Consider the following 13,659-nt stretch of genomic DNA (forward strand, 5'->3'; position numbering starts at 1 on the left):
CCCCCGCCCTGCCCACCGTGGTGATCGGGGCCGGCCCCATCGGCCTGGCCGCCGCCGCGCACCTCCTCGAGCGGGGCATCGAGCCGCTGGTCCTGGAGGCGGGAGGGGAAGCCGGCAGCGCCGTGCGCGAGTGGTCGCACGTACGCCTCTTCTCCACCTGGGCCGAGGTCGTCGACCCCGCTGCCGAGAAGCTCCTGGCCCCCACCGGCTGGGTGAAACCGGACGGCGCGAGCTATCCCACGGGCGGCGACTGGGCCTCGAAGTACCTGCGGCCGCTGGCCGACATGCTCGGTGACCGGGTCCGCTTCGGCGCGACGGTGACCGGCGTATCCCGCCAGGGCCGCGACCGTGTCGTCGACGCCGACCGCGAGCGGCAGCCCTTCACCGTGCACATCCAGAACGCCGACGGCAGCGAGCAGCGGATCGTCGCCCGCGCGGTCGTCGACGCCTCCGGCACCTGGTCGGCGCCAGGACCGATCGGCGGCGACGGCCTGCCCGCCATCGGCGAGCGCGCTGCGGCCGCGCGCATCTCGTACCGCGTGCCCGACCTCAAGGACCCGGCCGTACGGGTCCGTTACGCGGGCAAGCGCACCGCCGTCATCGGCTCCGGCGCCTCCGCGTTCACCGCGCTCGCCTCCCTGGCCGACCTCACCGAGGAAGCCCCGGGCACCCACGCCACATGGGTCCTGCGGCGCGGCATCAGCGGCTCGACCTTCGGTGGCGGCGAGGCGGACCAGCTGCCCGCCCGCGGCGCCCTGGGCCTCGCGGCCAAGGCCGCGGTGGACGCCGGTCACGCCGATGCCGTCACCGGCTTCCGCACCGACGCCGTCGAGCGGAGCGGCGATCGACTTGTGCTCGTGGCCGAGGACGGGCGCCGTCTCGACCCGGTCGACGAGGTGATCGTCCTGACCGGCTTCCGCCCCGACCTGTCCTTCCTGAACGAGCTGCGCCTCGGTCTCGACGAGCGTCTCCAGGCCCCGGTCGACCTCGCCCCGCTCATCGACCCCAACGTCCACTCCTGCGGCACCGTCTACCCGCACGGCGTGGGCGAGCTCTCGCACCCGGAGCAAGACGTCTACCTGGTCGGCATGAAGTCCTACGGCCGCGCCCCGACCTTCCTCGCCATGACCGGCTACGAGCAGGTCCGCTCCATCGCGGCCTCCCTCGCCGGAGACCAAGAGGCCGCAGAACGCGTGGAGTTGACCCTGCCGGAGACCGGAGTCTGCGGCGGCGCGGGCCTCTTCGACGAACCGGCCGGCGCCGAGGAGTCCGCAGGCGGCTGCTGCGCGGCACCGGCCACGCTGCAGATCGGCGTCGGACGCGGAACGCTCTGAACGTAGAGAAGATGCGCATGGCGGCCTCCGCTTCGGCCCTCATTCGGGAGGACCCTGGAGGCAGGCCGCACCGGCCGCGATTCCAGCTCCCCTCCGCGGCCGGTTCGCCTCGACTGTGGGCGCGGGCGCCGCGGGAATACGTCGGCGCCCACAGGGCCCTCGGCAGTGGAGAGGCGGGTACTGCCCGGTGGCAGGCGGATGCGGTAGTCGGTCGCGACGGCTCCCCTCGGTCACGACCGACCCGCCTCAACCATGGGAGCGGCAATGCGGGAGTGTGCCTGCCCCCGTGGGAGTGCAGGAGCGGTGGCATCGTCGGCGATCCGCCGGGGCGATTCGGTGTCACCGGCTCCTCGCACGGCTTCCCGGGACGGCGTCACTCACACAGGTTGAAAGGTGAACGCCCCCGCTCGTCCAGGTCCGGCGTCCATCCGGTGGCCATCCGGCGGCCAGGCACCGCACACCACCCGTGTGTGCGCGGCCAGGCACCGCCCACCGCCCGTGTGTGAAGATCTGCGCATGGTGTGGCTGACGAAACGCGTGAGGCGAACCTTCGGACTGGTGGCCGCGACGAGCGCGGCACTGGTCCTGACCGCCTGCGGCCAGGACGACTCCGGGGGCGCGGACTCCGCCAAGGGAGACTCCGCGACCGGGAAGGCCGGGAAGGCCGGGAGCCGCGAGGAGCGGTACAAGCGCGTCATCGAAGACCCCCACCCACGCCCAGCCGAAGTGATCTGGGCCGCGGGCGCGCCCACAGGCGTGGCCCGCGCGAACGACGGCTCGCTGCTCCTGACGTACGACGCCGGGAACGTCGAGGACGACGAGGGGCCGGCCGCCTCCGCCTGGCGTGTCGTCGATCCTCGCGGCCGCACGGTCGCCGAACACGCGGAGCACACGGACGCGGAAGCGGTGCGGCCGCAGTTCAAGGGCGTGCGCGGGGGCTTCGTCAGCGTCCCGGCGGCGGAGGGGACCGACGGGGTGTACGGCATCGGCGTACACGGCGAACGGCACAAGGTCACCACCACGGAGACCGCGCTGGGCTCCCGTCCCGGCGACATCCTGGTCGCCGAGCTGGAGCCGGCCCTCATCTACCGCCCCGCCACCCGCACCGCGGCGCCCCCGGCCGGAGTCCCGGACGACGCCCGCCACCTCGCCGTCGACGAACGGGGCACGACCTGGATCCTGGACCAGCCCCTGACCGCGGAACACGACACCGTCGTCCGGCAGCGCGAGGGCCGCACCCTCGGCTCCACCCCCGTCCCGAAGCAGTACCAGGGCGGCAAGCTCACCGCGCGCGGCGGCACGGCGGCGCTGGCCCTCCTGCAGGAGGAAAGCGTGCGCGGCCTCCTGGTGACGACGGACGGCGGCGCGCACTGGACCACGCTCACCGGCGGCGGCGTGCCGTGGCAGGACCTGAAGCGCGGTCCGGAGTTCCTGGTCCTTCAGGCGCTGTCGGACGGGCGGCTGATCGTCGGCGAGGAGGGCGGCCGGCAGTGGATCGCCGACGACCGCACCAACCGCACCTTCCACGCGCTCAAGACACCGAAGGACTTCACCTCGTTCGCCGTCCACGGCACGGCCCTGTACGGCATCGTGGACACGACGACGGCGACGTACGACCTGGCGGACGGCGAGGGCCTGTGGACCTCCCGCGACGCCGGCCGCACCTGGCAGCGCTACGAGCAGCGCGGGTGACCGCCCCGCGGCTCACTCACCGCGCAGCTCCTCGATGACCGGGCCGAACGCCTCGAAGTACGGCTCGAGGATCGTCAGATACGAGAAGCCGAACCGCTCCCGCTGTCCGCGCACCTGATCGGCGATGTCCCGCACGGAGCCGACCAGGAAGTGCGGCAGCGCGAGGGCCTCGTCCTCGCTCAGGCCCGGTACGTACTCCAGGAGAGGCCTGACCGCCGCCCGCGGGTCATCGGTCACCGCGACCAGCTGGCCCAGGAAGTTCAGCTCGGCCGGCTCGGCGCGCCCGGCCGCGAAGCGGTGGTAGGTGGCGACGCGCTCGTCCAGCTCGTCGGCCGTGAGGGCGGACATCTGCAGCGGCGAGCCGTCGGGCACCCGCCGCGCCCCGCTGAACGCCGCGATGTCGGCGTGCTGGGCCGTCAGTTCCAGCATGCGGTCGCCGTTGCCGCCGATCACCAGCGGCGGGCGGGGCTTCTGGGCCGGCTGCGGCTGGTGATCGACGGAGGCGAGAAGCCGGTCCAACTCCTCTACGGTGCGCCGGAGATGGGACACGCGCTCGCCCGGCGTGCCCCAGGGCAGGCCCGCGGTGTCGTGTTCCGCCTGTACGTATCCGGTGCCGAGGCCGAGCTCGAAGCGGCCGCCCGTGAGCGCGTCCGTGGTCGCCACCTCACGGGCGAGCAGCGCCGGGTTCCAGAACCCGGCGTTCAGGACGAACGTGCCGACGCGGGGCCGCTCGGTCGCCTCGGCCGCGGCGATGACCGAGGGGAACGGTGCGGGCATGCCCAGATGGTCCGGGACCAGGATCACGTCGTAGCCGAGATCTTCGGCTTTGCGGCACTTCTTGCGCCACGCGTCACCGGTGGACGGGGTGATCATGTTGACGCCGAAACGGAACGGGCGAACCATGAACTCTCCTTGTGCGGATGGACAGTTGGCACAGCGGCCACCAGTCCATCACTCATGCGCGATGGCCGCCAGCACGTTCATGCGTGATGCACGCAACGCCGGGAGCAGCGCCGCCGCGAGCCCGACGACCACCGATCCCACCACCACCGCGATCACCGTCGTCCAGGGGATCGCGAACGCCTTCATGTCCTGCAGGGCGAGCACCTGCTGCGCCGAGACGCCCCACACCAGACCGAGCGCGAGCCCGAGCAGCGCGCCGAACACGGCGATCACCACCGACTCCAGGCGGATCATCCTGCGCAGTTGGCGCCGCGCGAGCCCGATGGCCCGCAGCAGGCCGATCTCGCGGGTGCGCTCGACGACCGACAGGGCAAGGGTGTTGACGACGCCGAGCACCGCGATGATGATCGCGAGCCCCAGAAGCGCGTACACGAGATAGAGCATCACGGCGATCTGCTCGCGGATCAGCTCCTTGTAGTCGGCCTGGTCGCGGACCTGCACCTGCGGATACGGGTCGAGCGACTTCTCCAGGCGGTCGCGCAGCGCATCGGGTTCCGTGCCCGAAGCCGCGTTCACGTACACCGCGGACTCCTGGCCGCCGGGCACATACTCCTCGACCGTGCCGATGCCGAAGAAGAGACCGCCCTCCACACCGAAGCCCTCGGCGCCCTCCTGGTTGGTGAGCGCGCCCACCGTCAGCTCGGTCCTGCGCCCGCCGGGGAACTCCACCGGCAGCCGGTCGCCCACGCGCACCTCGTGCTTGTCGGCGAAGTCCCGCTCCATGGCGATGTTCCCGGGCGCGAGCGCCTGGGCGGACCCGCCCGCCACGTACGTGATGCGGGCGACGTCGTCGAGCCGCTTGTCGTAGCCCGCGGCGGTCGTCTCCACGCTCTTCCCGTCCGGCATCGCGACCTTCACCGGCGTGAACCGCTGCCGCACGACGAGTCCGGCGCCCTCGGTGTCGCGCACCTTGTCCGTGATCTCCTTCGAGAACGGGATGAAGTTGCTGTTCTGTACGACGAAGTCGGCGCCGAGGGTCCGGTCGATCTGCTGGTCGAAGGACTTGGTCATGGACGCGCTCGCCACCGACATGCCGGTCACCAGGGCGAGGCCCACCATCAGCGCGGCCGCGGTGGCCCCGGTGCGGCGCGGATTGCGCAGCGCGTTGCGCTGGCTCATCCGCCCGATGGAACCGAACACGGCGGGGAAGGCGCCACCCAGGACGCGGATCACCGGGCGCACCAGGAGCGGTCCCGCGATGACGGTGGCGATGAGCGTCAGGACCAGGCCGAGCCCAAGGAGGGACGCCGCCGACGAGGTCTTCTCGGACGTCGCACAGCCCACCAGGGCGGCGGCCCCCGCCAGCGCGACCACCGAGCCGATCAGCGCGCGGACCTTCAACGGCCGCCCCACGCCCGCGATCTCGGCGTCAGCCAGTGCCGCCATCGGCGAGACCTGCGCCGCGCGCCGCGCCGGGAGATACGCCGCGACGAAGGTGACGCCCACCCCGACGAGGTACGAAGCGACGGGCGTCGCCCACCCGATGACCATCTCCGTGGACTTCAGGTTCATCCCGAGCAGGCCCATCAGCTCGATGAGACCGGCCGCGAGACCGATACCCACCGCGAGCCCCACGGTCGAGCCGACCACGCCGAGCAGCACCGCCTCGGTCAGGACGGAGCGGCGGACCTGCCGGCGGTCGGCGCCGAGCGCCCGCAGCAGGCCCAGCTCGCGGGTGCGCTGCGCGATGAGCATCGAGAAGGTGTTGACGATCAGGAAGATGCCCACCAGGACGGCGATCCCGGCGAAGCCGAGCATCACGTACTTGATGACGTCGAGGAATCCGCCGAGCTCGGACGCCGCCGAATCGGCCTGCTCGTCGGCGGTCTTGAGGTCGTAGCCGGAGCCGAGCTCGGCCGCGACACGGCGCTTGAGGACGGTGTCGCTCACGCCCGCTGCGGCGTCCACCGAGATGCCCGTGGCCGCGTCCTTGTCGCCCAGGAGTTCACGCTGGGCGGTCGGGGTGTCGAGATAGACCAGGGCCGCGCCGGGGTTGGTGGTGGTGAAGGTGACGATGCCGACGATCTCGACCTTGAAGGAGCCGGGCGCGGCGAGCACCGTGAGGGTGTCGCCGATCTCCACGTCCTTCTTGTCGGCGGTGTCCGCGTCGAGCAGCGCCTGGCCCTTGCCGCGCGGCGCGTGCCCCGAGGTCAGCTCGACGGGGCTGCGATCGGTGACCAGCCAGTTCGTGGCGATGGTGGGGGCGCCGGTGGTCGGCCCCACCGAGTCGTTCTCGCTGTCGACGACGGTGATGTTGTCGACGGCCGCGTCGATGCGGGTCCTCGCGACCCCGTCGACCTTCGACACGCGGTCGGCGAGGCTCGCCGGGATCGTCGGCGTCTGCCCCGACGGGATCGCCTCGTCGAGGTCCTCCTTCGGCTCGACGGTCACATCGGCCGACGTCGAGGCGAAGAGCCGGTCGAAGGTACGGGCCACCGTGTCCGAGAAGATCAGGCTGCCCGCGACGAACGCCACCGAGAGGATCACGGCGAGCGCGGAGAGCAGCAGCCTGCCCTTGTGCGCGAGGAAGCTGCGGAGTGTCGCCTTCAGCATGGCCGCGCCCCGCCTCAGCTCTCGTCGGTCGTGCTGTCCGCGCCGTCACGGGGCGGCTGTGCGTGGATCACGTCGAACCGTTTCAGGCGCTCCAGGACCGCCTCCGGCGTCGGGCGCGGCATCTCGTCGACGATCCGGCCGTCCGCGAGGAAGAGCACGAGGTCGGCGTGGGCGGCGGCGCCCGGGTCGTGGGTGACCATGACGACCGTCTGTTCCAGCTTGTCGACCGCGTCGCGCAGGAAGCCGAGCACTTCGAGCCCCGCGCGCGAGTCGAGGTTCCCGGTCGGCTCGTCGGCGAAGATCAGCTCGGGCCGTGAGGCGAGCGCCCGCGCGCACGCCACCCGCTGCTGCTGCCCGCCGGACAGCTGGGCGGGCAGGTGCTTGAGGCGGTCGCGCAGGCCCAGCGTGTCGATGACGTGCTCCAGCCAGTCGCGGTCGGGACGCTGTCCCGCGATGTCCATCGGCAGCGTGATGTTCTCGAGGGCGTTGAGGGTGGGGATGAGGTTGAAGGACTGGAACATGAACCCGATGCGGTCCCGCCGCAGCTGCGTCAGCTCCCGGTCCTTGAGCCCCGTGATCTCGGTGTCGCCGAGCCACACCTGGCCCGCCGATACGGTGTCGAGCCCGGCGAGAAGGTGCATCATCGTCGACTTTCCCGATCCGGACGGGCCCATGACCGCCGTGAAGCACCCGCGTGCGATGTCCACGTCGACCGAGTCGAGGGCGAGCACCGCCGTCTCGCCGGATCCGTACGCCTTGGTCAGGCCGCGGGCGCGTGCCGCTGCCCCGGCGGGCTCCGAGCGGTCCGTGGCCGGTGCCGAAGCAGGTGTGGACAAGGCCGCCTCCTGGGTTGTTGCCGGTTCCAACTCCCGTGACCCTGCCGAGAGTAGAGGGTGGGGACGGGCGCTCGGTATCCCTCCGAAGTCGCGCCCCCGAGACGTGTGTAAGGGGCACGATTCTGGCGGGTTCGCGCTCCCCGCGCCCCTCCCTTGCGCTCTCTCATGCTCTCTTGCCGGTGCTAGCGCCGCAACGCTAGCTTGAGGTATGGCGAAGACTCAGCTGAACGTACGGGTGGACGAGGGCACCGCGCGGGCCGCGAGAGAGCGCGCGCTGGCCCGCGGGATGAGCGTCAACCGTTATATCGAGGAACTGGTCAAACAGGACGCGGGAGAAGTGGGACACACCTTCGTCGAGGCCGCCGCCGACTTCATGAAGCAGTACGAATCCGTGTTCGTCGAAGAGTTCGGTCCCGAGCGCGAGGGTCGTCGCTGAGCCCTTGAACCTCAGAATCGATCTTGCCTGGCTGTTGATGATCGCCGAACACAAGACGCCCGGAGACCCGCAGATCACCGACTGGGGAGCCCTGGTGGCCGCCGTCAGCCGGCACGAGGCGGAGATATTCGGCGTACCCGTCTACGAGAGCCCGCACGACCGTGCGGCCGCCCTGCTCCAGATCCTCCTGCACATCCCCGCCCTGGAACGCTCCAACGCCCTGTTCGCCGTGTCCGCCGCCTACGCCTATCTCGTCGCCAGCGGCCTCAAGGTCGTCACATCCGCCGAGCAGGTGCGCGACCTCGCCCGCCTGGTGAAGGAGGGCGACGCGAGCGTGCAGGCCATCGCGGACGTGCTGCGGCAGTGGAGCCTGTGACCGCGGCGGAGCCGGTTCTCGTCGGCGGAACCGGTTCTCAGAGGCCCGTGGCCCGCTCGTGGCGCGGCTCGTACAGACCGACCTCACCGCCGCCCGGCAGCTTGAACCGGGTGAGCAGACCCCAGCCCGCGTCGGTCACGGGCTGGGTGAACCGGACGCCCCTGTCGGTCAGTTGACGCACCGTCCCCTCCACGTCGTCACACATGAGATAGAGCTCGTGCGACTCCGGCCCCGGAGTGGGGTGTACGGCCACCTCGGCGGGCGGCAGCCTGAAGATGAGCCAGCCGCCGCCGGCGTCGACGTGCGGGTACTCCAGTACGTCGCGGAAGAAGGCCCGGTCCGCCTCCGCGTCGTTGCTGTAGACGATGACGTGCGCACCATTGATCATGCCGTGAGGATAGGGAAGATAGGTTCGACCGGACCGCCGAGCCGTAGGAGGACGCCGATGTCTGCCGCCATCCAGCCGATGATCGTCACCCCTGAACTGGACCGCCTGCTGCGGTTCTACAAGGAACTGCTCGGGGCCGAGGAGGTGTCGAGGGTCCCGGAGGAAGGACCGACGTTCTTCGTGAACCTGCGCATCGGCGACTCGGAGCTCGGCATCGTCTCGAACAAGGACGTGCCGCTCGACACGCCGCAGCGGATGCTCCTGAGCGTGGCGGTGGAGAGCGTGGACGACCTCCTGAAGCAGGTCGAGCCCCTCGGGGGAGTGGTGCTCGGGCCGGCCAACGACATGCCGTGGGGACACCGGGTCGGGCACATCAAGGACCCGGACGGCAACAAGATCAACCTCACGCAACCGGTCTGACGCGCCCCCGTCGGGAGGCCTCAGTCGCCTTCGGGGCGGCGGGCGGAGCCGAGCACGCAGTACGAAGTGGGCAGCCGCGGGCCCTTCGCCGGAATCAGGAAGCGCCGGTACGGGCCGATCTCGAACCCCGCGTCCCGCATCGCGGCCAACGGGTCCCGTGCCACGTGACAGCCGCCGAAGAGCAAGGGCCAGACCGTGCGGTCCAGGGCGCGCTGCGCATGCGCCATCGTCTTGCCCGGCGCCACGCCGTGCTCGAAGAACCGCAGTTCCCCGCCGGGCCGCAGGACGCGCCGCAGCTCGGCGAGGGCGCGGGGCAGGTCACGGACGCTGCACAGGACCAGCGAGGCCACGGCGCCGTCGAACGCCTCGCTCTTGACGGGCAGCGCCTCGGCCGCACCCGGCACCACGTCGACCGGCACGTCCGCCCGCACGGCGGCGGACGCCGCCAACTGCCGCAGGATGCGCTCCGGTTCGATCGCCACGACCTCGGACACGGCCATGGGGTAGTACGCGAAGTTCAGCCCGTTGCCCGCGCCGACCTCGATCACACGACCGGAGAGCCCGGCGAGCAGCTCCTTGCGGTGGGCGCCGACCACGCGCTCGGCGGCCACGCTCTGACGTGCGTAGAAACGGGCGAAGACGGGGTGGTGCACGGCGTCCCGGGACACAGCCTTGGCGGAGCGAGGCGACATGGGCACTCCTCAGCAGGATGAGCGGATACCGCAATGGTGCCCCGCCGAGCCCCGTTTCCCCCACGCCGACCCCAGCGAGTCGAGGCCATGGGGCTCCGGGGTTACGCCGCTGGGGGCGAGGTGCGGTGACAGGTGCGGGGTGATGGCCTGAGGTTCCGCCTGCTTGCCCCTGCGGAACCTTGGCGCCCCAGGCTCCCGCGGCTCCCTCCCCTCGGGAAGGTGGGGGACGGGCCCCCGAGCTCTCGCCCCGCGTCAGTCCTGCGGCTCCTCAGGTTTCCCGCGCTCCGGGTGCCTGCCGCGTCGCGCAGAGGGAAGGTGGGGGGACGGGACCCTCATGTCTCGCCCCGCGTCAGCCCTGCGGCTCCTCAGGTTTCCCGCGCTCCGGGCGCCTGCCGCGTCGCGCAGAGGGAAGGTGGGGGGACGGGACCCTCATGTCTCGCCCCGCGTCAGCCCTGCGGCTCCTCAGGTTTCCCGCGCTCCGGGCGCCTGCCGCGCCGTGAAGAGGGAAGGGGTGACGGGCCCTCAAGGTTCCGCCCCCGTCAGCCCAGCGCCCCTCAGACCTCCAGCGCCCCCGGCGCCTCCCGCGCCGTGAAAGTCGCCGCGTCCCACTCGCCGCCCAGCTCGGGGCCCAGCCAACTGCCCGCTCGGGTGCGGAAGTCGGTTCCTGAGAGGGTGCCCGCGCCTGCCGGGATCGCTCCCAGGAGCTTCGCTCCGGCCGACTGTGGCAGGTCCGCCAGGTTGCAGCGGGATGCCAGGTCCGGGGTGGTCGGCCAGCTGCCGACCGTCACGCCCAGCGGGGTCAGCTCGCGGGCGCGGAGCGCCTCCGCGGTCAGGGTCGTCGTGTTGAGCGTGCCGAGGCCCGCCGACGCGACCACCAGGACCGGCGCGGCAAGGAGTCGCGCGGCGTCGGCGAGGGTGGCGCCCTCGTCGTCGTAGCGGACGAGCAGGCCGCCCGCGCCCTCGATCAGGACCAGATCGTGCTCGGCCGCCAGTTTCTCGGCCGCCTCGGCCACTTCGTAGGGGCGGACCGGCGCCATCCCGGCCCGTCGCGCCGCCGTGTTCGGCGCCAACGGCTCCGGATAGCGGGCCAGTTCGAGGGTGGTGACCGCATCGCCCGCAAGGCGTACCACCTCCTGCGCGTCACCCGGTTCGCCGGGTGCGACCCCGGTCTGCGCGGGCTTGAGGACGGCGACGCGCCGACCCGCGCCGACCGCGAGGGCGGCGACCGCGGCCGTCGTCACGGTCTTGCCGATCTCGGTGCCCGTACCCGACACCACGATGACCGTCATCTCAGCCCTCCTTCGCCGCCGCGCACACCGCGCGCCCGATCCGTGCCACGTCGTCGTCGCCCGTGATGAACGGCGGCATCGTGTAGATGAGGTCGCGGAACGGCCGCAGCCACACCCCCTCGCGCGTCGCGGCGCGCGTGGCCGCCGCCATGTCGACGTCATGGTCCAGCTGTACGACACCGATCGCGCCGAGCACGCGTACGTCCCGTACGCCCGGCAGCGCGGCCGCCTCGCCGAGCGTGCCGAGCAGCCCCGCCTCGATGCGCTTGACCTCGGTCTGCCAGTCCTGCCCGAGCAGCAGGTCGATCGAGGCACAGGCCACCGCGGCGGCGAGCGGATTTCCCATGAACGTGGGGCCGTGGGCAAGCACGGGCACCTCGCCGCGCGAGATGCCGTCGGCCACCCTCGCCGTGCACAGCGTGGCCGCCATCGTCAGATAGCCGCCGGTCAGCGCCTTGCCCACGCACATGACGTCGGGCGTCACGCCCGCATGGTCCGCGGCGAACAGCCGGCCCGTGCGGCCGAACCCCGTCGCGATCTCGTCGAAGACGAGCAGCACGTCATGCTCGTCGCACGCCTCGCGCAGCACTCGCAGATAGGCGGGGGAGTGGAACCGCATCCCGCCCGCGCCCTGCACCACCGGTTCCACGATGACCGCGGCCAGCTCGTCGGCGTGGCGCCCGATCAGCTCGCGCAGATGCGCTGCGTACACGTCGGACTCGTCGTCGTACGCCTCGAAGCCCGCCGGCGGCGCGTCCGCGAAGACCTGCTGGGGCAGCACGCCCTGCCACAGCTCGTGCATGCCGCCCTCGGGGTCGCACACCGACATCGGCTGCCAGGTGTCGCCGTGGTAGCCGCCGCGCCAGGTCAGCATCCGCCGCTTGGCGGGACGGCCCAGCGAGCGCCAGTGCTGCAGGCACATCTTGACGGCGACCTCGACCGACACCGAACCGGAGTCCGCGAGGAAGACATGCTCGAGACCATCGGGCGACATGTCGACAAGACGCTTCGCCAGGCCGACGGCGGGCTCATGGGTGAGCCCGCCGAACATGACATGGCTCATCCGGTCCAGCTGGCCGCGCACCGCGTCGTTGAGCACCGGGTGGTTGTAGCCATGGATCGCCGACCACCAGGACGACATGCCGTCGACCAGTTCGCCCCCGCCGTCCGCGAGCCGGAGCCGTACGCCGCTCGCCGACTCGACGACCAGGGGCTCCTGGCGGCCGGGCATGGGGCCGTAGGGGTGCCACACATGGCGTCGGTCGAGGTCGAGCAGTTCCGATACGGGCAGGTCAGGCATTGGGCGCCAGATCCGTTCCCGCGCCCCGGCGGCGTACGGCGACCAGATCGGTACGCGCATCGGAGTTCTCGGTGTTCGCCGAGGCTGCCGCAGTCTCCGCGGCCACGGACGGCTCGGAGGAACCGGACGGCTCGGAGGAACCGGACGGCTCGGACGTACCGCAGGGGCCGCAACCGCCCCCGCTCTCCCCGTGTGACCCGCACCCGGCCGCCGCGATCGCGTCCGCACGGTGCTCGGGCAGCGTCACGGTGCCCGCGCCCTCGACCTCGAAACCGGCGTCCGCGATCATCTCCAGGTCGGTCTTGCCCGCCTGGCCCTCACTGGTCAAGTAGTCGCCGAGGAAGATCGAGTTGGCGAGGTGCAGGGCGAGCGGCTGCATCGTGCGCAGATGCACCTCGCGGCCGCCCGCGATGCGTACCTCCACGTCGGGGCAGACGAACCGGACCATCGCCAGGATGCGCAGGCAGCGCTGCGGGGTGAGGTTCCACTCCTTGGCCAGCGGGGTGCCCTCGAAGGGGATCAGGAAGTTGACCGGCACCGAGTCGGGGTCGAGGTCGCGCAGCGCGTAGACCACGTCCACGAGGTCCTCGTCCGTCTCGCCCATGCCCGCGATCAGCCCGGAGCAGGCGGACAGGCCCGCGGCCTGCGCCTGCTGCACCGTGTCCACGCGGTCGGCGTAGGTGTGGGTCGTGGTGATCTCGCCGTACGTGCCCTCGGACGTATTGAGATTGTGGTTGTACGCGTCCGCGCCCGCTGTGCGCAGTTTGTCCGCCTGGCCGGCGGAGAGCAGACCGAGGCAGGCGCAGACCTCGACGCCCTCGTTCTGCCCCTTGATGGCCTCGATGGTCTGCGAGACGCGGTCGACGTCGCGGTCCGTCGGCCCGCGGCCGCTGGCGACCAGGCAGACCCGCTTGGCGCCGCCCGCGACACCCGCGGCGGCGGCCTGCGAGGCCTCGTCGGGCTTCAGCCAGGTGTACTTGAGGATCCCGGCCGTCGAGCCGAGGCGCTGCGAACAGTACGAGCAGTCCTCGGGGCACAGGCCCGATTTGAGATTGACCAGGTAGTTGAGCTTCACCCGTCGCCCGAACCATCGCCGCCGTACCTTCCCGGCGGCGGAAACCACGTCGAGAAGCTCGTCGTCGGAGGTGGCCAGCACGGCCAGCGCCTCTTCGCGGGTCGGCAGCTCGCGCCGAAGCCCCTTGTCCACCAGCGTGTTCAGCAGATCCATGGCGCTGATCCTTACGCACGAGAGCCTGCCTTTCCAAGGAGACTTCGCACAACAGAAACGCTTTGAGGTGTGGGTATTGCCACATCCTGGCCTGGTGGCCGGAGAGCTAGGGTCTGTGCACTGTCTACAAACCGGCCCCTGACCATGCCCCG

Annotated in this window: 13 protein-coding genes; 5 read left to right on the forward strand and 8 right to left on the reverse strand. The window is 71.5% G+C overall.

Going from position 1 to position 13,659, the window contains the following annotated elements; all coding sequences use genetic code 11:
• Nucleotides 1-8: 8 nt before the first annotated feature.
• On the forward strand, nt 9-1,334 hold the full coding sequence (locus E2651_RS06535) for an NAD(P)-binding domain-containing protein (RefSeq protein ID WP_245238616.1): 1,326 nt from the start codon (nt 9-11) through the stop codon (nt 1,332-1,334).
• Nucleotides 1,335-1,892: 558 nt separating this feature from the next.
• Nucleotides 1,893-3,026 carry a hypothetical protein gene (locus E2651_RS06540; protein ID WP_245238614.1) on the forward strand — a complete coding sequence of 378 codons (1,134 nt, stop codon included), beginning with the start codon at nt 1,893-1,895 and terminating at the stop codon, nt 3,024-3,026.
• A gap of 12 nt (nt 3,027-3,038) precedes the next feature.
• On the opposite strand, the gene E2651_RS06545 is transcribed toward E2651_RS06540, so the two are convergent.
• The 3 genes from E2651_RS06545 to E2651_RS06555 are packed head-to-tail and all read right to left on the reverse strand — an operon-like array spanning nt 3,039 to nt 7,378.
• Entirely contained in the window at nt 3,039-3,929 is an 891-nt protein-coding gene (locus tag E2651_RS06545; protein ID WP_135330047.1) for an LLM class F420-dependent oxidoreductase, read from the reverse strand.
• 48 nt (nt 3,930-3,977) lie between these two features.
• Nucleotides 3,978-6,542 (reverse strand): ABC transporter permease, encoded by a 2,565-nt coding sequence (locus E2651_RS06550; protein ID WP_135330048.1) that lies wholly within the window; start codon nt 6,540-6,542, stop codon nt 3,978-3,980.
• Nucleotides 6,543-6,556: 14 nt separating this feature from the next.
• On the reverse strand, nt 6,557-7,378 hold the full coding sequence (locus E2651_RS06555) for an ABC transporter ATP-binding protein (RefSeq protein WP_135330049.1): 822 nt from the start codon (nt 7,376-7,378) through the stop codon (nt 6,557-6,559).
• Nucleotides 7,379-7,586: 208 nt separating this feature from the next.
• Here E2651_RS06555 and E2651_RS06560 point away from each other — a divergent pair, with 208 nt between their 5' ends.
• Nucleotides 7,587-7,814 carry an antitoxin gene (locus E2651_RS06560; protein ID WP_135330050.1) on the forward strand — a complete coding sequence of 76 codons (228 nt, stop codon included), beginning with the start codon at nt 7,587-7,589 and terminating at the stop codon, nt 7,812-7,814.
• Between the two features lie 4 nt (nt 7,815-7,818).
• The gene (locus E2651_RS06565) at nt 7,819-8,190 is read left to right on the forward strand and encodes a fic family toxin-antitoxin system, toxin component (RefSeq protein WP_209446083.1); all 372 of its coding nucleotides are present in this window, start codon (nt 7,819-7,821) and stop codon (nt 8,188-8,190) included.
• A 37-nt stretch (nt 8,191-8,227) separates the two neighbouring features.
• Here the strand turns inward: E2651_RS06565 and E2651_RS06570 are convergent, their stop codons facing one another.
• Complete coding sequence (locus E2651_RS06570; protein WP_135330051.1) at nt 8,228-8,578, reverse strand: VOC family protein; 351 nt, start codon at nt 8,576-8,578, stop codon at nt 8,228-8,230.
• 57 nt (nt 8,579-8,635) lie between these two features.
• Between E2651_RS06570 and E2651_RS06575 the strand changes: the two genes are divergently transcribed.
• The gene (locus E2651_RS06575; protein ID WP_135330052.1) at nt 8,636-8,998 is read left to right on the forward strand and encodes a VOC family protein; all 363 of its coding nucleotides are present in this window, start codon (nt 8,636-8,638) and stop codon (nt 8,996-8,998) included.
• A gap of 20 nt (nt 8,999-9,018) precedes the next feature.
• Here E2651_RS06575 and E2651_RS06580 read toward each other — a convergent pair whose 3' ends face one another.
• From E2651_RS06580 to bioB, 4 genes are all read right to left on the reverse strand, one after another.
• Nucleotides 9,019-9,690, reverse strand: a complete 672-nt coding sequence (locus E2651_RS06580; RefSeq protein WP_135330053.1) for a class I SAM-dependent methyltransferase — start codon at nt 9,688-9,690, stop codon at nt 9,019-9,021.
• A gap of 554 nt (nt 9,691-10,244) precedes the next feature.
• Nucleotides 10,245-10,979 (reverse strand): dethiobiotin synthase, encoded by a 735-nt coding sequence (gene bioD / locus E2651_RS06585; RefSeq protein WP_135330054.1) that lies wholly within the window; start codon nt 10,977-10,979, stop codon nt 10,245-10,247.
• Between the two features lies 1 nt (nt 10,980).
• The gene (locus E2651_RS06590) at nt 10,981-12,279 is read right to left on the reverse strand and encodes an adenosylmethionine--8-amino-7-oxononanoate transaminase (RefSeq protein ID WP_135330055.1); all 1,299 of its coding nucleotides are present in this window, start codon (nt 12,277-12,279) and stop codon (nt 10,981-10,983) included.
• The gene (gene bioB, locus E2651_RS06595) at nt 12,272-13,507 is read right to left on the reverse strand and encodes a biotin synthase BioB (RefSeq protein WP_135330056.1); all 1,236 of its coding nucleotides are present in this window, start codon (nt 13,505-13,507) and stop codon (nt 12,272-12,274) included. Before bioB ends, E2651_RS06590 begins: the two co-directional genes overlap by 8 nt.
• Nucleotides 13,508-13,659: the final 152 nt, after the last annotated feature.

It is taken from the genome of Streptomyces sp. MZ04 (assembly GCF_004684775.1).
In the GTDB taxonomy this organism is placed as follows: Bacteria; Actinomycetota; Actinomycetes; order Streptomycetales; family Streptomycetaceae; genus Streptomyces.